Consider the following 22,056-nt stretch of genomic DNA (forward strand, 5'->3'; position numbering starts at 1 on the left):
GTTGAATTGGTCCGCTGGACCTGAAAACCAAGGAAACAAGATGAAAAAAGCGCTTCTGATGGCTGCCGCTCTGCTGGCAATGCCCTTTATGTCTCTGGCCGCCGATTTTAAAGAAGGTGTGCATTACGAAGTGATCAACGAAGGTCCTGGCAGCGCCAAGCCTGAGATCACCGAGTTCTTCTCTTTCTACTGCCCACACTGCTACAACTTCTCCAAGACTGTGGTGCCTATGATCGAAGAGAAGAAGCCTGAAGGTGTGACCTTCAATCAGGCTCACGTTGACTTTATCGGTCGTGAAATGGGTGTGGAAATGTCACGAGCCTTCGCCGTGGCGCACCAGCTGAAAGTCGAAAAGAAAATGGAAAAGGCCCTGTTTGCCGCCATCCACGACAAGAAGCAACACTTCACCACCCGTGACGACGTGCGTGCCCTGTTCGTGGCCAACGGCGTAGACGGCAAAGACTTTGATTCTGCTGCCAATTCATTCATGGTGAACGCGCAAATGTCCAAGATGAAGCGTGACACCGAAAACGCCAAGCTGTCTGGTGTGCCTGCACTGGTAGTGAACGGCAAGTACAAGGTGCTGACCGACTCTATCAAGAGCTACGACGAGATGCTCGACATTGCTTTCTATCTGTCGACCAAGAAAGACTAAGTGTTTGTTCGATAGCAAAAAAGCGCCCTAAGGGGCGCTTTTTTTATGGCAGTTTGCCAATGGGCTCGCTGATGCCGGAAAATCCAGGCAAAAAAAAACCGTACTCCCTGGTCGCAAGAAGCACGGTATAGAGCCACAAGGCTCAGTTTTACCCTGAGTAACACGGTAAATGTAGCAATTCGTCATAAGCTTGGCAAGCGCCAGATAATTGACGTTAAAAAAAAGACTGTTTGGTTGGGCGGTAAATCAGCAGCTTACGTCAAGGGAAGTCAATATTTACAAATTTCTGCTTCGACGGATGAAACTTGACTGGTAAAAGAAGGGTCGAACTACTGTAATCAATAATAAGGGAAGGTACTAACAGGTTCTGCACCTGCTCAGCGGGGGCAAACTGAGGACTTGTTGGCACTGACCCAAGAAAACAAACACAGGAGGGTCACGTGAGAGTTTTTCCTGTTTATGCTCCCAAGCTTATCGTCAAGCATGTAAGGATCTTTTTGACGGGGGCTATCTGGGTGAAAGACCTGGGACGGCTGGAGTTTGAAAAAGGAAAATTTTTACTGCCCCGGAAGAGCCTGCCTCAGGTTAAGCAGGCGATTCTGGAATTGAACGAGCTGATTGAAGCTCAGAATCAAGAGGCCAAGACAGCCTGAGGCATAGCGTCCGAACAGTCAGTCAACCTGGTTGCTCAGCAAACCAACCAGACCGGTGATCTTATCATTCCAGGAGCCAAGCTCCTGCTTGAGTTGCTGGTTTTGCTCAGCCAGGTTGGCAGACTTCTCTTTCTCTTCTTCGAGTTCCAGCTTCAGAAGTTCAATCGACTCCAGTGCGGCTTGGATTTTGGTTTCCAGTTGGGACAATAGTTCAAGGCTCATGGGAAAGGTCCTGTAAAAAGGGTTCTGGATGGAGCCCAGATTCTAGCAGGGTCAAGGCGGCGCACCTAGTGCAAATGCGCAATTTATGCCAATTCAGCGGTAAGTTTACCTGGTCGGCAAGAACGCCGCAGCGAGCATAACTGACCGTCAGCTTTCTCTCCCCCAAACAAGCCCCTTTTAGGTACGATTTTTATGGCCGTTCGAGGGCATTTTTCGTTAGCGCAATTTAACAGCACGGACTTTGCAGCTGGGTGGTCCGCGGGTATGCTGGGCCTCAATGACCGCACTCTTTGACCGGGATGTCTTGTTTTGCTTGAACTCTTTCCGCTGCTGCTTACGCTCTCTCTGGCGCTGTTACTGCGGCGCACCTTAATTGCCCTGGGGGCCGGTGTGCTTTGCGGCGCCCTTATCCTCAATGATTTCGCGCCGGTGGATTCGGTTAGCTACCTTGGCCGGGGTATTCAAGGGCTGTTTTATCAGGATGGGGCCTGGCAGAGCTGGCATTTGAATGTACTGGCGGCCATGTTGCTGCTGGGGATTATGACCAGTCTGCTTGGACGCAGTGGCGCCGTGGCCGAGTTTGGTGTTTGGCTATCGCGGCGTATCCGCGACGGCCGCCAGGCACGCCTCGGTGTGGTGGGGCTGGGTTTTCTGGTGTTTATTGATGGCATTTTCAGTTGTCTGGCGGTGGGCAGTGTGGGGCGGCCGCTGGCACAGCACTACGGCATTTCGGCCAATCGCCTTGCTTACATGGTGGATACCACCGCCTCGCCGCTGTGCTCTCTGGTGCCGGTGGCCAGTTGGGGGCCTTACGTGATGGCGCTGCTGGCGGGGATTGCCTTTTTGCCGGTGTCGCCGCTGGAGGCCTTTATTGGCATTGCCGCAGTGAACTTTTACGCCATAGGCGCCCTGCTGCTGGTGCTGTTGGGCTCCTGGCTGAACTGGGGCTGGTCAGGAGAGCCTGAACCGACGATCGATACAGCGGCAGATGACCTGGCTAATGCTTCGCCCTGGCCGTTGTTTTTACCGCTGGCAGCGCTGCTGGTCAGTTCGGTGGCTTTTACCTTCTATTCAGGCAGTCGTCTTGCCGGCGAGCCGGGCCTTGGTGCCATGCTCACCGCCGCCGACATAGGCGCGGCCATGCGCGATGCCTCCGCCCTGGCGGTGCTGGTTGCCATGGTGGGCAGCCTCTGGCGTGGTCGTGGCAGCTTGCTCGGTGCCGATTTGCTGGTGGGGCTGAAATCCATGGCACTGGCGGTGGGGATTTTGCTGCTGACCTGGATGATTGGCCAGCTTATCAAAGATTTGGGGGCTGGCGCCCGGATAGCCAATCTCGCCCGCGAGTGGCTATCGGCAGACTATATGCTGGCGGGCATTTTTGGTCTGTGCGCCGTGATGGCGTTTGCCACCGGCACCAGCTGGGGCACCTTCGCGATTATGATCCCGCTGTGCGCCGAGGTAGCGCATTCGCTGCAACCTGAATTATTACTGCCGGCACTGGCTGCTGTGATGGCAGGTTCTGTGTTTGGTGACCACTGCTCGCCCATTTCAGACACCTCGATTTTGAGCGCGACCGCCAGTGGCGCCGAGGTGCAGGGCCATGTGACCAGTCAGCTGCCCTTTGCCCTGATGGCTGCCATTGCCGCCTTGCTGGCGTTTCAGGCGCTGAACCTGGGGCTCGCGGCCGCTGCTGCACTGGGGCTGATGTCGCTGGTGGCCGCGGCGCTGCTGTGGCTGTGGCAACTGAGACAAAAGGCAGCAGTGATTAAAGGCGGCAGTGACTAAAGGCGGAGAGGGCACAGGCCTGAGCCTCTGACGCGGGCACTAGAGTAATTTTCATCTGGGCCGGTTAGCCTGGGGCATGCGGCCGGGATACAATCGACCTTTTCGACAAGCGATATAAGGAATTGCCATGAGCATAGTTCGCATGGACACAGGCACCCGTATGAGCAGCATAGTGATCCATCAGGGCACTGTGTATCTGTGTGGTCAGGTGGCCAAAGACAAGTACAGCGACATCACCACCCAGACACAAACCATGCTGGAAGAGGTGGATACTCTGCTGGCGCAGGCAGGCAGCAGTCGAGAGCATCTGCTGAGCTGTACCATCTATCTGAAAGACATGGCCGATTACGACGCCATGAATGCGGTGTGGGATGCCTGGGTGCCACAGGGCCATGCGCCAGCGCGTGCCTGCGTGGAGGCAGCCATTGCCGAGCCAGAGTATCTGGTTGAAATCTCAGTGGTTGCGGCGCTGAAGGGTTAAGGATTTATCAGGATCCGGCCAAACTCGGCACCCTCGATATCCGGGGTGATGGCAATGATGCGGTCGAGGCGGATGGCCCTTTGTTGGGTGGCTGTGTCGACTAGCAGCCACTCGCTCTTATCGGCGCGGGTTTCTGTGGTCACGGCGCGGCCGTGGATACGGCCTTCTTCCTTCAGTTCCAATAACAAGGGGTAACGCCGGATACACGCAAGCTCCAGATAGTCATAACGATCACAGGCGATACCTTGATAGGTTTGCATAAGTCTTATTCTCTTTATCACTTTATGAAATAACGCACTGTAAAAACCTTAGTCGCTGGCTGACGATTTTCAAGCAAGTATTTGAAATTGCTTTTTCGAACGGCGGGTCTGTTTGATTAACCGCCCACCACCGGAGTCTCAGTATGCGTCTGCTTTGGTTGTTTGTCTTGCCAGCCTTACTGGCCATGCCGTTGTCGGCCGTGGAATTCAGTGCCCGCAGCGAGAATCCCGATCCCATTATTATCGAACTCTATACCTCTCAGGGCTGCAGCAGTTGCCCGCCCGCCGAAGAATGGCTGTCTGCGTTTGCCAAAGAGAAAGACCTTTGGCACAAATACTTCCCGCTGGCATTTCATGTCAGCTATTGGGACTACCTGGGCTGGAAAGATCCCTTAGCAGATAAACGTTTTGGCAAGCGCCAGTATGCGCACTGGAATCGCAAGCACAGTAAGGGCGTGTACACGCCACAGATTTTTATCGGCGGCGATGAGTGGCGTGGCGGTGAAGATCGTGGCGGTGAAGATCGTGGAGGTGAGTTGCACCGAGCCACCGCTGCTGCACCTCTCAGCCTCAGTCTGAAAGATAAACGGCTCAACGCCGATTATGGCGCCCAAGCGCCGCGGCTGAATCTGGCCATTGTGGGTGTGGGAATTCACACCCCGGTAGCCAAGGGGGAGAATCGCGGCAAAACACTGCAGCAGGACTTTGCAGTGCTGTCGCTGTATCAGTTTGATAATCAGTCGGATATTGCCAATGTCAGCCGTTTTGGCGGTGAGCTTGAACTGGATATGGACGCGCTTTTGCGCCGAGCGCCACGGCTGGCGCTGGTGGCCTGGGTGGAAGAGGATATGCAGCCGTTACAGGCAGTTGGCGGCTGGTTAACGCCCTGAACCGAACCGGCGGCTATTGCATCAGGCTCTTCGGCCGCCAAAATGGCGCAGCGGTAACTTGTGTCGGCATGACCTTTATGATGAGCTAGGACGGTTATTCATATCACGGAGGATAGCCGATGAAACTCCTGATGGTGCACGGCTGGAGCGTCACCAGCACAGACACATACGGCGGTCTGCCCGAGGCTCTGGCCAAATGGGCTCCGCCAGAACTTGCCCTCGATATCACCCATATTTATCTTGGCCGCTACATCAGCTTTGTCGATGAAGTGCGCATGGACGACCTGACCCAGGCCTTTGAGCGTGCCCGCCGCGAAACTCTGGGCGATGAACCTTTCGCCGTGGTTACCCATTCCACCGGCGCCCCTGTGATGCGCTGCTGGCTTGCCCGCTATTATCCCGAAGGCCTTGACCAGTGCCCACTGACCCACCTGATTATGCTGGCACCCGCCAATCATGGCTCGGCGCTGGCGCAGCTGGGGAAATCCCGCCTGGGGCGCATAAAGTCCTGGTTTGAAGGTGTGGAGCCTGGGCAGCAAATCCTTGATTGGCTTGAACTTGGCAGCCTGGGGCAGCATAAGCTCAATCAGTATTGGCTGACGCAAAACCCCGTGGCCGATGGCCTTTATCCCTTTGTGATCAGCGGCGAAACCATAGACCGCCAGCTATATGACTACCTCAATAGCTACACCGCCGAACCCGGCAGTGATGGGGTAGTGCGCCTGGCTGGCGCCAATCTCAACTATCGTGCGCTGGTGTTGCAGGAGTCCGCTGCGCCGGACGACCAGGGCTTGCTGCCGCTGACCATAAGCCGGGATCAGCGCTCCCCAAGCTGTGGTTTTGAGGTGTTGCCCAAGGCCAGCCACAGCGGTAGCAAGCTTGGCATTATGGCATCCGTCAACGCTAAGAGTGCCAATCCCAAGCCGGTGGTGAGCAGTATTCTGGCCTGTTTGCAGGTTGGCTCGGCAAGCGCATTCAAGGCTCTGTGCCAGCAGCAAAGCCAGCCTGCCAAGGGGGCGCGATTCACCCAACTGGTGGTGCGGCTGTGGGACAGCGAAGGCGAGCCGCTGAAAGACTTCGATTTTCTGCTGCTGGCGGGGCCGGACTATGACCCCGGCAAACTGCCCAAGGGCTTTTTTCAGGACCGGCAGAAAAACCAGCGCATCGGTAATGCCCTGACTCTGTATTTGAACCACGACCGCATGCTGAAAACCGCCGAAGGCTGTTGGGGCTTTCGGATTTTGCCTAGGCCAGACAGCGGTCTTGTCCATTACCGGGCGGTGGAGTTTCACTGCGAGGCGGCTATTGCAGACTATCTGAGGGCCGATGAAACCCTGATGCTGGATGTGATCCTGACCCGGCACATCCATCCGAATGTATTCAGCCTGACACAAACAGAACAGGGGGATTTCAAGCCGTTCGCTAAGGTGTAGCGTCGGCAGGACGGTATACAGGATATTTGCCTGCACCCGCTTGTGTTTGCCGTTGATTGTGCGTATAACGATTGCTTGCGATACAAAAGTGTTACAAATAATTTCAAAAATAATAACAAGGTCTGAGTGGCTTTTGTCGTTCCATAAGATGACCTCTTTGAATATGCACAGGAGTAAGCAATGCAATCCATTTATAAACCACTGGCCGCTGCGGTAACCCTGGCTCTGTGTTCTGGCGCTTACGCTGCCGATCAAGAGCGTTACATCGTTAAATTCAAAGAAGGCAAGGGCCCAAGCGTGATGGCCCAGATGAAGGCTCAGGGCGGCAAGATGGCGTTGGATCTGAGTAGCCACAATGCCGCTGCCTTTATGCTGCCTGCCAATGCAGTTAAAGGTCTGCAAAACAACCCCAACGTGGAATACGTTGAAGTGGACGCCAAGCGCTACCCTTCGGCGCAGGTGGTTCCTTACGGCATCCCTATGGTGCAGGCTGATCAGCTGAGCGACGCCGCCACCTCCAACATGACCGTGTGTATCATAGATTCAGGCTACGAGCTGGCCCACGAAGATCTGGCCGGTAATCAGGTAACCGGCACCAACGATGCCGGTACCGGCAACTGGTACACAGATGAAAACCACCACGGCACCCACGTAGCCGGCACCATTGCCGCCCTGAATAACAACACAGGCGTGGTGGGTGTAAACCCCAATGGCAACCTGAACCTGCATATCATCAAGGTGTTTAACGCCGATGGCTGGGGCTATTCCTCTTCACTGGTATCGGCGCTCGACAAGTGTGAGCAGGCTGGTGCCAAGGTAATCAACATGAGTCTGGGTGGCAGCCGTGCAAGCCGTGCCGAAGACTCTGCCTTCGCCGCCGCTGAAAGCCGTGGCGTACTGTCCATTGCTGCTGCCGGTAACGATGGCAACACCCGCCACTCTTATCCTGCGTCTTACAACTCGGTAGTGTCTGTTGCTGCTATCGACAGCAACAAGCTGGTTGCCGACTTCTCGCAAAAGACCAGCCAGGTTGAACTCTCTGGCCCGGGCGTAGGCGTGCTTTCTTCTGTTCCTACCGGCACTGCGCTGGTGGCCACCACCAACGTGGGCGGCACAGGTTATGAAGCCATTGGTATGGAAGGCTCACCCACCGGCAATGCTTCCGGCATGCTGGCTGACTGTGGCACAGGCGAATCTGCCTGTAACGCCAACGGCCAGGTGTGTCTCATCCAGCGCGGCGTGATCTCTTTTGCCGAGAAGGTGCAGGCCTGTGAAAACGGTGGTGGTGTTGCGGCCATCATCTACAACAATGTCGCCGGCGCCCTGAACGGCACCATGGGCGATGTGGTGACCTCTATCCCATCCGTGGGCGTGAGCGATGTTGACGGCGCCGCCATGCTGGCGCAGGTTGGCAGTAATGCCAGCGTGAACATTGGCGCCGGTAACTACGCCTACTTCGACGGTACCTCCATGGCTACCCCACACGTAGCCGGTGTGGCGGCGCTGGTGTGGAGTCACTTCCCCCAGTGTTCCAACACCCAAATCCGTTCGGCCCTGCGTGCCACAGCGGAAGATCTGGGCGCAGCCGGTCGTGATGATTCCTACGGCTATGGTCTGGTGAAGGCCAAAGACGCCGTGGATTACCTGACCACCTACGGCTGTGATGGTAACAACAGTGGCGGTGGTAACACCGGCGGTACCTGCAAGGGCCGTAACTGTAAATAAGCCTGAGCCTTAGAGTTAAAAAAGCCGGTCAGTGACCGGCTTTTTTATTTGCCTTTGGCGGCTATCAAAACCTGCTCTGCCTCGATAGGGGGCTTCAGTATGTTGAAGCCGTTACAGGTGACGCTCGCGGGGATGCTCGTTGTGACGCTCGCGCTGTGGCTGTGCCCGTTCGCGGGGCTGAGGTTCACGTTGCTGCCGCTCCCTAGGCTCGACCTGTTGCCGTGGCTCGGGGCGCTGCCTTGTTTCTATCTGTTGCCGTGGTTCGGTGCGCTGGCGCTCGCGGTTTTGCAGTTCGCGCTGCTGTGGCTGACTGCGCTGTTCCAGTCGCTCTCGGCTTTGTTCACTGCGCTGAAGGCTGCGCTCGCGGTTGTCAATTCGCTCACGGCTTTGCTCGGTGCGCTCACGGCTGAGCATGGGCTCACGGTTGCGACCATCGGCCTGAAGGCGGTTTTCACTGCGCTCCATACGGGCCTTGAAGTCGCGTTCGCGGCTGTTATTGAGCTCGCGACTGAACTCGCGGCTGCGCACCTCGGCCTTGCGGTCATTGTGGGCGAACTCGCGGCTGTGGCGGCTAAACTCCTGTTTGCGCTGATGATCACGCTCGATACGACTTGGGGCGTTTACATGGTAACGCTGGCGAATATCGGCACTGCGATAGGCCACACCGCGGCGATGGCCGGGGTCATGGCGCCAGCGCTGGGCACCGTGGCTGATGGCGTATCTGGGCTCCGGCGGACGACGATAGTGATGGTGGTGATGCACAATCACGTGTCTGTCGTACCAATGGAAATTGGAAAAGTAAAAGTTAAACGAAATACTCACCCCCGAGTGCCAGCCGAAATGACGATGGTAGTGGGCATAGCCGGGGAAGGGCGCCCAGTACACAGGTGGATAGCGGTTCCAGCGCCAGTGACCATACACCACGCGGGGGTCGTAGTAAGGCACATAGATGATTTCAGGGCTGGGCGACTCGATGATGATTTGGGTGGGCTGGCGTTTCACTACCAGATTGTCGCCGCCATCGAGGTTACCGGCGCGGTCGGCCTCGCGGCGCAGCATTTGAATGCTATCGAGCACAGCTTCTTCATCGGCGAGAAAGGCGTCTCCCAGGTCCCGGGTCCAGTTAAGGTCATCGCTCATGCGCTCGAGCACATTGGGGAAGGCAATCAGCGCTGTGACGCTGGGGTCCCAGCCCTGCTTCTCGGCCTTATCCATCAGCTTTTTGTCGCTGAGCTTGCGATTTTTCTCGCGCCAGCGGCTTGCTTCCACCACTTCCAGCGGATAGCTGGAGGCAATCAGGATATGGGTCAGCAGGGTGTCGGGGTAGAGGGCAATTGGCGCCAGCAGCCGTGCCAGCTCAGCTTCGCTGAAGCGCTCGGCGCGGATACTGCTGCTGTATTCACTCGGCTCGGCCTGAGCCACCGAGGTGCAGCCGGAAAACAGGGGCAAACACATCAGGGCCGACACAAGTTGTATTCTGATAGACCTGTTCATAGGGCCTCCTTGACTGTTTCATACCGGCACAACGCCAGTTTGATCACAGGCTACAGGGGTGAAGATGAACGAAGGCTGAAGGGTGAAAACGGCCGCAAGGCAAACGACAGAAACTGTTCTGTCGTTTGCTTATCTAAAATGAGTTTTGAGCCGAAGGGCCTCAGGCCCGCCACGCGGATATTCAGGTTCAGCTGCCGAGCGCGGCACCCAGGCGGCTAGCCGTGGATAAAGCTTCGAGGTGTCTGGCCTGTGTGCTGCTTGAAGAAGGCTATAAAAGCGCTGTCGGATGAGAAGCCCAGCCGAAAGCCAACCTCAGTCACCGGAAGGGGGCTGGACAATAATTCGATGGCCTTGAGCAGGCGCCACTGCTGGCGCCATTCCTGATACGACATGCCGGTATCTGCCCTGAACAGGCGGGTGACCGTTTTGGCGCTGGCACCTATCGTCTGCGCCAGTGTGCCTATGTCCGGCGGTAAAAAGTCGGGGGTAAGCAGCTCTTGATGAAAGCCGTGGAAGCGGCGATCGCTGGGGATTGCCAGTCTAAACGAATGGCTTGTAGCTGCATAAAACTCCTCCCAGAATAGGGCGCAGCTATGGTTCATTTGCGCCTCGGGGGTGTCCCAGAGCCAGTGTGCCATCTTATCTATCAGCGCCTTCAACAGTGGGTTAACGTCCACCATGGTGAGTTCGGTTGGGGTACTGAATCGACTGCAATCAAAGTACAGCGAGCGGTAGGCAACCACATTGGTCATCACGGCACGGTGAGGCGTATGCGGAGGGATCCACACCGCCTTGGTGGGCGGCAGAATGCAGATGGCTTGTTCCAGCTCAAAGCTCATGCAGCCCTGCGGCGCATACAAGAGTTGCCCCCGATTGTGCTGATGTAAGCCCGAATCGTGCCGGCCGACATTGGCTGCGATGCCGATGACACTGGCCGAAAAGGCATCGACGTCGAAGGCCATACCTTGCTGCAAAAAAGCCATTATGTCCCTATTTTGATGTTTTTAGTCTTAATGTCGTTAATTGGATATTGTGATTCGGTTCTACACTGCCCGCCAGTGATTTTTTGCGTGGGAGCCACAGATGAAAACCAAACCTTCATTGTGGCTGATGCTACTGCTGTTGATGTTTCCCCAGATAGTGGAAACCCTCTACAGCCCGGCGTTAGCCTCTATTTCGCAGGCGTTTGCTGTTTCTGATGCCAGGGCAGCACAAACCCTGTCGATTTACTTTATTGCCTTTGCCCTTGGGGTAGCGGTATGGGGCATAGTGGCCGATCTCTGGGGCCGACGGCCGACCATGTTATTGGGGCTGGGCATATATGGTTTAGCGGCGCTGGTGGCGATGCAAACCGACAGCTTTGGCGTGCTGATGCTGGCCAGAGCCTGCAGTGCCTTTGGCATTGCGGTTGGCTCAATAGTCACCCAGACCATGCTGCGTGACAGCTTTGACGGTGGATCCCTTGGCAAGGTATTCAGCCTGATGGGGCTTGGTATCGCCCTGAGTCCCGTCATAGGTATGTTTACCGGTGGCCAATTGGTGCAGCTTGGTGGCCATGGCGCTGTGTTTTCACTGCTGTTTATCATGGCGTGGGTGCTGCTGGGCTGCTGTGTGCGTTTTTTACCGGAGACGTTGCCCGAAACTGCTACCCGGATCCAGGGCGCGAAGCAGTCGTTTCCTTTATCGGCGCTGGCAAAGCGAATGCTTGCCGACTGGCACATCTGGCGCTCGGCGCTGCTGGTCGCCATCTATAACATCGGCTTGTTCAGCTATTACCAATTGGGCGGATTTGCCTTTGCCCGGCTGGGGTTGACCCCAGAGCAGTTCGGTTACAGCGGTCTGCTGCTGGGGCTGGGATCCTGCGTCGGCAGTTATCTCAATAGCAGGCTGATTGCCAATGAGGTCGGTCTGCAGCGACGGCTTGTGGTGGCGGCTACCCTGCTGCTGTTGGGTGCGGCTTCCCTGTTCCTGCTGCAGGGCAATGTCTGGTTTGTGCTGCCTATGTGCCTGGTGGTGATGGCATTCGGGGTGGCTATTCCCAATGTGCTGAGTATGGCCCTGAGTGACTATAAGCTGTATGCAGGCAGTGCTGGAGCCCTGCTTGGCCTGCTGTACTACCTGCTTATTGGCGCTGGTCTGGCACTGGCCGGGGTAGTGGAGCACCTTGGTTGGGTGCTGCTTGGATGCGCCGTCGCGGCCTGGGTTGTTACGCTTATCCACCGCCGCTAACTGGCCCACGCAAATCATCAACTGGAGCCAACTGGCGCTGAGTGTGCCGCGCCCAAAGCGGCTTTGATGGCGGATAACCAAAGTGTGCCCCTCAGACTCGGTGGTGTTCCTGCGGCAAGGCCGAGCGGATCTGGGGGCAATGTTCGGTAATGTGCCTAATGTTTGATGCTTATTTGATGCTTATTTGCTGCTTTTTTAGCACAAAATCTGGGTTGTTTAAGGTTTGCTTAGATGTAAATGTGTATAGTCTGAGGCTATTTTGTGTTTTTATTGGGTCTTGTTTGTATCTGTTTGGCCCAAAAGGTTCAGGCTTAAAAATTGCGTAAGGAATGGCAATGCATAAAAAAATAATGGCGCTAACCCTGGTATCTCTACTCACTGGCTGTTCATCTTTATCGGTTGAAGATTGCGCCAACACAGATTGGAAGGAACAGGGCTATGGCGAAGCCAAAGCAGGATTCTCACTGAAACGATATGACTATTACGCCCAGGAATGTAAAGAGCTGGGCGGGGTCATTCCTCCAAAAGCGGATTACACCAGCGGCCATTACCAGGGCACTCAGGAATTTTGTACCAGCATCAGTGGTTACAAGTTTGGCAAAGAGGGCGGTTATTACCAGCAAAGCTGTAAAGAGTGGAAGCTGGATGAAACGGCATTCTTTAAGGGATATCAGGCTGGCACTGAATACTACAAGGCCCAGAAAGCGGTTGATGACGATATTAAAGAGCTGGAAGACAACCGCAGTAAAGCGTCCGCTACTGAAAGCTCCATTGCTTCTACCGAAGAAAAACTGAAACGCACCGAGCTGACCAATCAGCAGCGTGCCGACCTTCAAATCGAACTGCAAAACCTGAAAAGCCGTTATAACGAGTTGGTTTACCTTCAGCCCCGTAAGATTGAACGTATAGAGGCCAATAAGCGCATGCTCGAAGCCATAGTTGTAAAACACAACAGGTTGAATTATTGCGACTATCAAGGCTGCTTCAGCGATAGCACTAACTAGAACAATCGGCTGGGTAAAGCGGCCTTAAGGGGCCGCTTTACCTGAATCGCTTCAAACTGAGAGTTAAAATGAAAAACATCACCGTAAGCTGCGTGCTTGTATTTGCCTGGGCGTTATCTTTGACGGGCTGCAGCAGTAATGAGCCTGAGTACTCCCAAAAAATCACCCAATGTATAAAGGAAGCCCGGGAAGTCGCCAGACAGAAGGGCGGGATACTTTTTTTTGAAAATCCAGTACGCATCTGCCTGGACAAAAGCCTTCAGCAGCAAGTCTTGCCTGCCATGTCCTTTGTTGACAGCGAAGGCGGTCAGATTGCTTTGCAAAATCTCGAACGTCCATTGGTCATTCAGATCCTGTCAAATGAATACAGCCACTCGATATATGAGCGGGAGCATCTGAATGCGATGGTGGCACAGTACAGTGACAAAATAGACTTTATATTTTTGACCAATCGGGAGCGGGAAATATCCCCAATGTGTTCATCAAAGCTCTACAGGGCAAAGTCGGAAAAAGAATGTACGCCATTTCAGTACGCCAAACAGGCTAAGCTGGTCTACTTCAATAAAGACGAAGTAGACACGGCTGACGATGATCTTGGTTATATCATCAATGGCTTGCGTGCCACGGAGTTTCCGACCACCTACTATATCAATAAAGACAGGACGATATTTAAGCTCGAAGTGCTGGAGGATATTATGGTGCGCTCAAACATCATCTTCCGTAATTCGCCAGGCAAATCAGACGAAGAGATTGCCCGCCTAAGCTTTGAAGAACGGGTCCCCGAGATCCTGGCCGCGCTGGTAAAACACAACAACTGAGCCAGCTAGTATGTAGCCACAGCGCATCCGGCCAGAGCGCTGTGGGGTATTTTTTACCGCAGCCACCACGCCTTGTGCCGCACTGATTAAGGATGCGTTTGTTGCCCAGTTGATTTGTTTACGGTACGCTTGTCCAACTTGTTGCTGACAAGGCTTTTTTAACCCTAAGATGATGAATTACAGGCGTTAATTCAGCAGGTGCTAAATAAAGGAGCGCCAGCGGCCACCGCGGCTGCTCATCAGCAGTACAAGTATGCAGATCAGGGAAGAACCGCTCAGCCACGCCTTCAATGCACGGCCAGCAAAGCAGGGACAGCGCCAGCCAAGCGTTCGCGACGCAAGCGCCAGTTAGGCGACAAGCCAGCTCCCCCTTCAGCTTTTCCCTCATCGCACAAAACATGAACCAGCCCAAGGTTTGATTCAGCCCAGACTGTTAGCGTAGTAAAGTTAATTTTTAAACAAAATCTGTTGGTTGGGAACGTAATAAGGCTGCGAGTGCCGGTGCGGTAGCCTTCCTGAATGTTGGGTGTTTAGCGCCAACACAGGGCTTTTGGTGGAATGCCAAATCTGCCGCCGCTCACGCAAGCTGGTGCTTCCAAATGGCCAAACTGCGTTTGGCGAAAGTAGTGGGTCGCCGACCCACACCCGGGGAAAGGGGACCGTTTCGACAGGCCCCCTTATCCAATCCCCCTGCGACCCCAGACGACGCCGAGCACTTTGGCCTTTTGGGCTGAAAACGACCACCGCGTCAGACGCTCATCCATGATTCGACTGACGCTGCCTCGACGAAGCATATCCCTATGCTTCACTCCCGGCTCGGCTATCCTGCCTCGCGCTCGTTAGCTTGTCGCGATGCGACACTCGCCCCTGTCTCGGCTCGCTCGTTTCACCCAGCCAAACACCCAAAGCGGCTTCGAAGGGGAATAAGTGTGTCGTCAGACAGTGAGATGAACAGTTTCATCTCACTAGCGTTTCCCGCAGACCTTCACGCGGAGAAAATAGAAAGCGAAACCTTTGGGTACTGTGTTGAAGGAAATAGTTATGGGTGTCGTCACTCTTTTTGCGAAAGGTTAAGTTAAAAGGTGCAACATGGAATACGAAATAAGCCACTATATTAAGAAAATGGAGTCGTTCAAGGAAGACGATTTTACCAAGGAAATAGTTATCCCTCTTTTTGAGTCTATGGGTTATCAAAGAGTAGAGTTTAATGGAGGACCATTTGAAAGAGGAAGGGACGCGATTGCAACGATCAGAATTCCACCACATAAACTTCCAAAGGTCATTTATATCCAATCAAAAAAAATTAAGAATCAACATAGGGCGGGTACTAGAGAAATCTCAGATTTAGGGCATCAAATAAGACAAAGTTGTGATGTCGGATTTTTCTCTGCATTAGATAATAAAAAACTGATGCCAACGGAAATATACATCACAACACCCAACATTATCACTCAAAGATTTCATGATGAACTGTCTGGCCAGTTCACTAACTCCGTAAATATACCGATCCATGTCATGGATGGTTCTGATATTATTGATAGTATTAGACATTACTGCCCCACCCTATTAGATAAACTAAATTCGATAAAAGATAAGATAACGAATAAAATACGAGTTACAAATGGCAATCAGGATCTTCTAAATGCCCTTAAATCAGTTAGGAAAAATGTTGATGTAAAGCAGTTTTATAGTGATCTTAGCTTTTTTGTTGGTTCTTTAGATAGTAATATTCTAATGCATTTAGAAGTTGAGCTAAAGGATACGGAAATAGAGCTTTCACAAGATGAGTGGATTGAGTTAAGGAAGATAGTAATAAAGTTAGATGAAGAACACGGGATTTATATTCTTCATAAAAGTATAGAGGCAATTGAGTCTGAGTTTGAAATAAAGCAAAAAAGTTATCTTTCTGAAAATAATCAAAGGCTGATTATTGAGGAGAGAGAGATTGTTGATAATTTGGTCTCGCTAAAAAATCAGCTTTCAAATATATTTAAAGATACCATTTCTTTAAATTCAAAAATTATTATTTCAAGTAAAGGTGACGTTGTAAGCGATTTAAAGACTATTAGCGAGATGTTACAGGATTTAAGATCTGAATACTCGGAATCGATTACCTACGATATTATGAATATCTCTCAAAATCTATTTAGCATTAATCCTAATCATCATAAAAATCTAATGTTGAATTTGTCAAATATAAAAGGTCTGTCAGAAGAAATTAGATTTTATGAAGAGAGAGCTAAGGAGTTAGCTAAAATAATTCTAATAAGTCCAAGTTATATAGTTAAGGCAAATGCGGTTGAGTTATCCGAAAGCATTAGGATGAAAAAAGATTCCTATAGGCTTAGTGTAGAAGCAATCAATAAAAAAGAATATAATTTTATACAAACAAAAAATTTTTTAACGGAAACGGAAAAAACCTTAAGCTTTTTATACGTATTACGAACTCCTAGTTTAGCCAAACTGATAAAAAGAGTAAATCATGTTAAAGCAAAGGATCGAGTATCTATTTCACCTCTAGACGTCTTTGCAACAGGGCATGATATTGCTGTATATGGAGCTGCTGGGGTAGGTAAAACGACAACTCTTGAAGCTTATTACGATTCATCTATTAGTGGCGCTGACTCATCTATAATATTAGTTCAACTAAATAGGCTTGTAAGTTCTATAAGTGAATCTCCATTAATCATTCATTCAGTAAATGATAATGGTGAAAATCACGTTAATCCTTCTGAGTTAGTATATAGGCTAATTCTAGCAACAATGAAAGTTGAAGTTAATTCAGGTAATATTTCAGAGCTTGTAGACTTAATTGAGAATAGTGATAAGTTTACACTGATTCTTGATGGGGTTGACGAAATATATAATACGATCCCTAAATTTTTTGAGAGTATTAATAATTTTAAAGAGAAACATAAAAACTCGCAGTTAATTGTTTCAAGTAGAGATTGTGTGAGCTATTTGAATAAAATTAATTTCTTAGGGATTACACTTTTACCATTCTCTGCTGAGCAGATTAATCGGTTTGTGAGAGGATGGTTTGCCACTGATGTGAATCTGGCTGATGAGTTGCTTACTAGCATTTACAGTAAGAATCTATACGAATATGTTAAGACGCCGCTTATGCTTACCATTACATGTAGTCTTGTGGAAAAAGGGGTTGATGCACCATCTTCTGAGACTGAAATATATGACAAGAGATTAAACTTGTTGACTGGTGAATATGACAAAGTAAAAAATATTGAAAGGCAAACCAACTCTGGAGAGTTACTAAGAAAAGTAGCCAGTCGTTTGGCTTATCTAATGCATAAAAGAAGAGTGAGAGAGTTAAGTAAGATAGAGATTGTTAACTCACTTTCTAAGGAGTACAAATCAAGGTATAGTGAAGAACTAATAGAATCGATAGTAAATGACTTAATTGATCCATGTAATATTTTGATTTTAGATCGATATACTCATAGGCTGTCATTTGGTCATTTTAGATTCCAGGAACATCTCGCTGCGAAGGAGTTAACTTATAATAGAGGAATAGAAATATCTGAACTCACTGATTCTGATTGGTGGCGTGGTACGCTGTGTTTGTACGCCCAAGAGAATGATATTGAATTTTTGATTAATGAGGTATATCAAAAATTCGGTTCCATTAGAGGTTCCGAAATAACCTTTAAAGAAATGGCTAAACATACTGCCCCAAATAGACGTAAAATTATTGAGTCAATGATAGTTGAGACTGCAAAACTTGATCTGGTCGATGAGCTGTATACCGATTCTTATGTTGACGAGGATTTGACTGATTATATTGAGCGTAATAGTTTCGATAGGATCTACGAATATTGAGTAAAGTGACAAAATAAGAGTCAAGACATATATGGACGCTCCCACAGATGCAAGCTGTTTTTAGCCCTCGGATAGCCATCCGATGCACGCCTTGCCTGTCACCCTGTCGGTGTGTTTGCTGATGAATGACTTAAATGGTGGTGCTCTGATCTGATGTTTTAGCAATGCGATCGGGCTTGGCCATGCGCTTAGTGCACTAGCAAGGTGCTCTTGCAGAAAAGTCAGAACAGCAATAAAACTTCAGTTGCAGATTGCACCTTACTTTCTTTCCCCCTTCGGTGCCGCTGAGGGTGTTGGAATTGGGCGCGTAGCCGAGACAAGGACGTCAAGACTGCTTCGGTCGTGAGATAATTTTGGGTGTCTTTATAGTCGTTGTTCAAGATAGTCGTCAAAGTGAAACGGAGTTATTTATTCTAACTGATAGGAAATTTAATATTTATGCCGTGCAAACCGAAGCCTGTGACTTACTATTGTGAAAAGTGTGGTTGGACTTATACTCTTGCTCCTAAAAGTGATCTCAGGATGCCGCATGAGCATTTTAGTGAATGCCAAAAATGCCAAAGCAAAGGTCTCAAGCAGCGAAGAGCTGCAAACCATGAGATATTATTGACGTTCTTAAGGAAATAGTTAGTTATAAAGGGAGATTTAAATATGCCATTGCCATTTATAGTTGCCGGTATTGCTTTCGGCGCCGTGACGAGTGCCATCTTAAACAAAGGTGGTAAAGCAGTCGCTGATATTGAGGGGGGTGAGAATAATGAAAAGCCTGAAAAACCTGAAATCACTAAGCTTCAAAAGAAAGAGTATGAATTCATAGTGTGTCTAACTGCAGTTGCGGCATACTCTGATGGAAACTTTTGTGATGAGGAACGTAAAGAAATTGATCTTGAAATTGATAGGTTACTGGAAGTTTATAAAGAAACAGAAGACCTTGTTAGCATAAGGAGCAGCCTTAAAGATAAAAAGAATGAATACATCGACTTTAGAAAACTTCACAATCGTTGGGATGCATTAGAAGACTCTTCTAAACAAAAGGTGAAAGATTTAATTAGTCCCATAATAATGAGTGTGATACGTGCTGACGCAGAGTTTACTTATGGTGAAAAGGCATTTTGGTTTAGAACCCAGTTGATGCTGAATGGGCTTCCAGATCAAGAAATTTATAAAATTACGGATTCACATAGCATCAAGAACACCCCTTCGATAGAGTACGTACACAGAAGTAATAAGAATTTTATACTTGAAAATTTAACCAATGATGATGTTTTAATATGTCATCCTGCACATATTAAATCCGATATAAAAGAGCTGATTTCAATCGACGAATTATTTGAGGATTCATTTGTAATAAGTCAGGACTCTGAGTTGGTGAATGTGGCAAGAATTGCAGGTGCCAAAAAGGTAAAGATTTATAGAAGTGACTCAAGTTCTGAGACTCGATCTTCAACAGTCGAGTGTTCATTAGGTGCTAAAGGTAACGGTGCTAGTTTAGATAAAAACGCGTCAGATTTTTTGTTGGAGTCTGGTAATAAAACAGTTGAGTTTACTTTTAAAGGTGGTAATGAAAGTAAGTTTAATAGGTTTGTTGCCAGCTTCAGTTCTCCTGATAAGGAATTATTAAGAAAGTCTAAGTGGCTTCAGCATGATGATATGTTAGTTCAATTTGTCAAAGGATGTTTTGATAGAGGGAATCAAGCTAGTACATTTAAGTTGGACGTGAGCACAGATGCTCAGCGAAATATAATTGAGACTGCTAAAATAGTAGCTAATTTTAAAATTTTTAAGACTGTTTCAGTTGATGCTGTTGCGCGATTAGATAAAAAATCCGAGTTATTTAAATCATCTCGTACATACTATGAAGTTGAGTTTTGATGTAAAAGTGAAGATAGTAAAATAACAAAGACATATATGGACGCTGCCACAGATGCTAAGTGTTTTTAGCCCTCGGATAGCCATCCGATGCACGCCTTGCCTGTCACCCTGTCGGTGTGTTTGCTGATGAATGACTTAAATGGTGTTGCTCTGAGCTGATGTTTTGACAAAGTGCTCGGGCTTGGCCATGCGCTTAGTTCACTTGTGAGGTGCCCCTGACGAAAAGTCCGGACACTTAGGACACTTCACTTGCGGATGGCACCTTACTTTCATTCCCCCTTCGGTGCCGCTGAGGGTGTTGGAATTGGGCGCGTAGTCGAGACAAGGACGTCGAGGCTGGTTCGGTCGAACAGGGATGTGAGTCCGAACCAGTAGCAAGACCAACTCCATAAACCCGAGGGGATTTCGGCACTGTTTGGGGCGTCCTTTGGGTTGCAAGGGGCTTTGGACGAGCAAAGCACCTTGCCCCGGTGAAGCCTGGAAGGCTTCGATTTGTGTCGCTTGCAAAGCGACTTTCATCTCTCGTTGCTCGAAGAGCAACAAACTCACTTTCGTCGTTTGAAAAACGACTTCAAAAACTTCCCGTCGCTAAGTCTAGCGGCCTCCTGCATACGATCCTCACATCATTGAGGAAATGACACTTCAAACCTCGCGCCGCCGAGCAAATCACTGCGTCCAAGCAGCAAGCGTCCCTGATAGGCATCGGTCAGATCCTGCACTATGGCAAGGCCAATCCCATGGCCCTTGTCGTAGGTATCGGCGCGAATACCGCGCTCAAAAATCTTATCCCGCATCGACTCATCCACTCCGGGGCCATCATCCTCTACGATAAGCCGCAGCCTGCCATCTTGCTTGGCGGCGGATAAACACACCCGTGAGCGGGCGGCCTTGCAGGCGTTATCCAGAAGATTGCCCAAAAGCTCGGTTAAATCACCCTTATCGCCCTTGAATACCAGCTCGGGAGTGAGTTTAAGCTCGAAGTCGATGCCCTTGTCGCCATGGATTTTGCTTAAGGTGCGACTTAAGCGTTCGGCCTGGGGCAGTATTTCTACCCCCTGGTGCCAGGAGGCGGCGCCGGCGCTCTGGGCCCGTTTCAGCTGATGGCTGATGCTGTGGCTGATGCTGTCGACCTGCTCCATCACGGCTTCATCCAGCCCCGGTTGGCTTTGCAGCACCGCCAGCGGGGTTTTCAGGCTGTGAGCCAGGTCAGAGAGGGCATTGCGATAACGCTTGCGCTGGTTTTGCTCAGTGGTTAACAGCGAATTGAGCTGATGCACCAGCGGCCCAAGTTCCGCCGGGTAATTATCATCGATGCGCTCCTTGTCGCCGTGTTCGACGGCCTTAAGTTCGGCCTCGAACCGTGACAGCGGCTTTAAGGTCCAGCGCAGCCACAGCCCCAGCACCACGGCGAGCAGCGCCAGCGCCAGCAGCAGATAACGCCACAGGCTGGATTCAAACTCGGTGAGCGCCTCGCGGTAGCGCTGCTGGGATTTAAGAATATGAATGCTTAAGGGCACATCCACGCCCTTGCTCTCGTACAGGGCGGTAAAGCTCATCACGAACAGCGGCTCGTCGTTAAGCCGGGTTTCGCCAAACACCTTGGCATCGGCGCCGGGGGCTGGGCTGGGCAGCTTATCGATGGCGCCGTGGCCAATCAGGGAGCCGGAGCGCCACAGCACGTCACCATCGCCTGAGCGCACCTCGGCATACAGACCTGAGCCGTCGACATTGAATTGGGGTTCACTCAGGAAAGGCGGCATTTCCAGCTTGCCGTCTATCACGTCGGTTTGTGCCAGCACCGAGTAAATCAGGGCGCCAAGCTCGTCGCGACTGCCCGCCAGCGCCTGACGCTCGAACGCCTGAAACAGGGCTATGCCAAGGGCGGGCAGCAGCAGGGCCACCAGAATGGCGGCACTGACGAAGAGGCGCGTCTTCAGCGATAAGCGGTCGATAACGCCTGAGGTAGGCCTCGGCTCGGGCGCAGATTTTGACGCAGGCTTTGATATAGAGGCTGAATCTGACATCAGCTGAGCAGGTTCAGCCGGTAGCCCTGACCGCGCAGGGTTTCAATCAGCCCGAGCTGGTTGTCCGGGTCGAGCTTTTTACGCAGCCGGCGGATAAAGACTTCAATCACGTTGGAGTCGAGGTCAAAGTCCTGATCGTAAATATGCTCGGTGAGCACGGTTTTGGACTGTACCTCGCCGCGGTGCATCATCAAAAATTGCAGCAGCCGGAACTCGGAGGCCGACAGGCTGACCCGTGCGCCGTTAAGCAATACTTCGCCGCTGGCGGTATTGAGGGTAACAGGGCCGTTTTCTATGATGGGGCTTGCTTTACCTGCGCTGCGGCGAATCAGTGCCTTTAAGCGCGAGGCCAGCTCCCGTGGGTGAAACGGTTTGGTGAGGTAGTCATCGGCACCGGCATCCAGCCCTTCGACCTTGTCTTCCCAGCTGTCGCGGGCGGTGAGGATAAGAATAGGGAACTCGCGACCCTCGGCGCGCAGTTTGGTCACCAGGCTGATGCCATCGAGCTTGGGCAGGCCCACGTCAATAATGGCGGCGTCGTAGTCGTATTCCAGCCCCTGAAACAGCCCCAGCTCGCCGTCGGCGGCCAGATCCACGCTGTAGAGGTTTTCTCTGAGGTGATCCCCCAGATTGGCGGCCAGGGCCGCATCGTCTTCAACCAGTAACAGGCGCAT

General features: G+C 51.1%; 18 protein-coding genes. 12 read left to right on the forward strand and 6 right to left on the reverse strand.

The window, feature by feature from the left end:
- Positions 1 to 40 precede the first annotated feature (40 nt).
- The gene (locus MJ923_RS13655) at positions 41 to 655 is read left to right on the forward strand and encodes a thiol:disulfide interchange protein DsbA/DsbL (protein WP_240591571.1); all 615 of its coding nucleotides are present in this window, start codon (positions 41 to 43) and stop codon (positions 653 to 655) included.
- Between the two features lie 440 nt (positions 656 to 1,095).
- Positions 1,096 to 1,308, forward strand: coding sequence for a DUF1107 domain-containing protein (locus tag MJ923_RS13660; RefSeq protein WP_126168497.1), 213 nt, complete (start codon positions 1,096 to 1,098; stop codon positions 1,306 to 1,308).
- Between the two features lie 18 nt (positions 1,309 to 1,326).
- Here the strand turns inward: MJ923_RS13660 and MJ923_RS13665 are convergent, their stop codons facing one another.
- Positions 1,327 to 1,530, reverse strand: coding sequence for a cell division protein ZapB (locus tag MJ923_RS13665; protein WP_126168496.1), 204 nt, complete (start codon positions 1,528 to 1,530; stop codon positions 1,327 to 1,329).
- Between the two features lie 309 nt (positions 1,531 to 1,839).
- On the opposite strand from MJ923_RS13665, the gene MJ923_RS13670 reads away from it, so the two are divergent.
- Positions 1,840 to 3,315 carry a Na+/H+ antiporter NhaC family protein gene (locus tag MJ923_RS13670; RefSeq protein WP_240591572.1) on the forward strand — a complete coding sequence of 492 codons (1,476 nt, stop codon included), beginning with the start codon at positions 1,840 to 1,842 and terminating at the stop codon, positions 3,313 to 3,315.
- A gap of 127 nt (positions 3,316 to 3,442) precedes the next feature.
- Positions 3,443 to 3,796, forward strand: coding sequence for a RidA family protein (locus MJ923_RS13675; RefSeq protein WP_240591573.1), 354 nt, complete (start codon positions 3,443 to 3,445; stop codon positions 3,794 to 3,796).
- Here the strand turns inward: MJ923_RS13675 and MJ923_RS13680 are convergent.
- The gene (locus tag MJ923_RS13680; protein ID WP_126168493.1) at positions 3,793 to 4,056 is read right to left on the reverse strand and encodes a Rho-binding antiterminator; all 264 of its coding nucleotides are present in this window, start codon (positions 4,054 to 4,056) and stop codon (positions 3,793 to 3,795) included. The genes MJ923_RS13675 and MJ923_RS13680 overlap by 4 nt on opposite strands.
- 143 nt (positions 4,057 to 4,199) lie before the next feature.
- On the opposite strand from MJ923_RS13680, the gene MJ923_RS13685 reads away from it, so the two are divergent.
- The 3 genes from MJ923_RS13685 to MJ923_RS13695 all read left to right on the forward strand — a co-directional run bounded on the left by MJ923_RS13685 (position 4,200) and on the right by MJ923_RS13695 (position 8,104).
- Entirely contained in the window at positions 4,200 to 4,946 is a 747-nt protein-coding gene (locus tag MJ923_RS13685; RefSeq protein ID WP_240591574.1) for a DUF1223 domain-containing protein, read from the forward strand.
- Between the two features lie 119 nt (positions 4,947 to 5,065).
- Positions 5,066 to 6,379, forward strand: a complete 1,314-nt coding sequence (locus MJ923_RS13690) for an esterase/lipase family protein (protein WP_240591575.1) — start codon at positions 5,066 to 5,068, stop codon at positions 6,377 to 6,379.
- A 180-nt stretch (positions 6,380 to 6,559) separates the two neighbouring features.
- Positions 6,560 to 8,104 carry a S8 family serine peptidase gene (locus tag MJ923_RS13695; protein ID WP_240591576.1) on the forward strand — a complete coding sequence of 515 codons (1,545 nt, stop codon included), beginning with the start codon at positions 6,560 to 6,562 and terminating at the stop codon, positions 8,102 to 8,104.
- 111 nt (positions 8,105 to 8,215) lie between these two features.
- Here the strand turns inward: MJ923_RS13695 and MJ923_RS13700 are convergent, their stop codons facing one another.
- Both MJ923_RS13700 and MJ923_RS13705 read right to left on the reverse strand, forming a co-directional pair.
- The gene (locus tag MJ923_RS13700; protein WP_240591577.1) at positions 8,216 to 9,598 is read right to left on the reverse strand and encodes a DUF3300 domain-containing protein; all 1,383 of its coding nucleotides are present in this window, start codon (positions 9,596 to 9,598) and stop codon (positions 8,216 to 8,218) included.
- A gap of 215 nt (positions 9,599 to 9,813) precedes the next feature.
- Positions 9,814 to 10,581 carry an AraC family transcriptional regulator gene (locus MJ923_RS13705; protein WP_240591578.1) on the reverse strand — a complete coding sequence of 256 codons (768 nt, stop codon included), beginning with the start codon at positions 10,579 to 10,581 and terminating at the stop codon, positions 9,814 to 9,816.
- A gap of 100 nt (positions 10,582 to 10,681) precedes the next feature.
- On the opposite strand from MJ923_RS13705, the gene MJ923_RS13710 reads away from it, so the two are divergent.
- From MJ923_RS13710 to MJ923_RS13730, 5 genes are all read left to right on the forward strand, one after another.
- Positions 10,682 to 11,827 carry an MFS transporter gene (locus MJ923_RS13710; RefSeq protein ID WP_240591579.1) on the forward strand — a complete coding sequence of 382 codons (1,146 nt, stop codon included), beginning with the start codon at positions 10,682 to 10,684 and terminating at the stop codon, positions 11,825 to 11,827.
- Positions 11,828 to 12,162: 335 nt separating this feature from the next.
- Positions 12,163 to 12,831 (forward strand): DUF2799 domain-containing protein, encoded by a 669-nt coding sequence (locus MJ923_RS13715; protein WP_240591580.1) that lies wholly within the window; start codon positions 12,163 to 12,165, stop codon positions 12,829 to 12,831.
- Positions 12,832 to 12,899: 68 nt separating this feature from the next.
- Positions 12,900 to 13,649, forward strand: a complete 750-nt coding sequence (locus tag MJ923_RS13720; protein ID WP_240591581.1) for a hypothetical protein — start codon at positions 12,900 to 12,902, stop codon at positions 13,647 to 13,649.
- A 1,089-nt stretch (positions 13,650 to 14,738) separates the two neighbouring features.
- Complete coding sequence (locus tag MJ923_RS13725; protein WP_240591582.1) at positions 14,739 to 17,486, forward strand: hypothetical protein; 2,748 nt, start codon at positions 14,739 to 14,741, stop codon at positions 17,484 to 17,486.
- Positions 17,487 to 18,137: 651 nt separating this feature from the next.
- Entirely contained in the window at positions 18,138 to 19,358 is a 1,221-nt protein-coding gene (locus MJ923_RS13730) for a hypothetical protein (RefSeq protein WP_240591583.1), read from the forward strand.
- Between the two features lie 623 nt (positions 19,359 to 19,981).
- On the opposite strand, the gene MJ923_RS13735 is transcribed toward MJ923_RS13730, so the two are convergent.
- Positions 19,982 to 21,382, reverse strand: coding sequence for an ATP-binding protein (locus tag MJ923_RS13735; protein WP_240591584.1), 1,401 nt, complete (start codon positions 21,380 to 21,382; stop codon positions 19,982 to 19,984).
- The gene (locus tag MJ923_RS13740) at positions 21,382 to 22,056 is read right to left on the reverse strand and encodes a response regulator transcription factor (protein WP_240591585.1); all 675 of its coding nucleotides are present in this window, start codon (positions 22,054 to 22,056) and stop codon (positions 21,382 to 21,384) included. Before MJ923_RS13740 ends, MJ923_RS13735 begins: the two co-directional genes overlap by 1 nt.

The organism is Shewanella zhuhaiensis, assembly GCF_022484835.1.
Lineage (GTDB): Bacteria > Pseudomonadota > Gammaproteobacteria > Enterobacterales > Shewanellaceae > Shewanella > Shewanella khirikhana.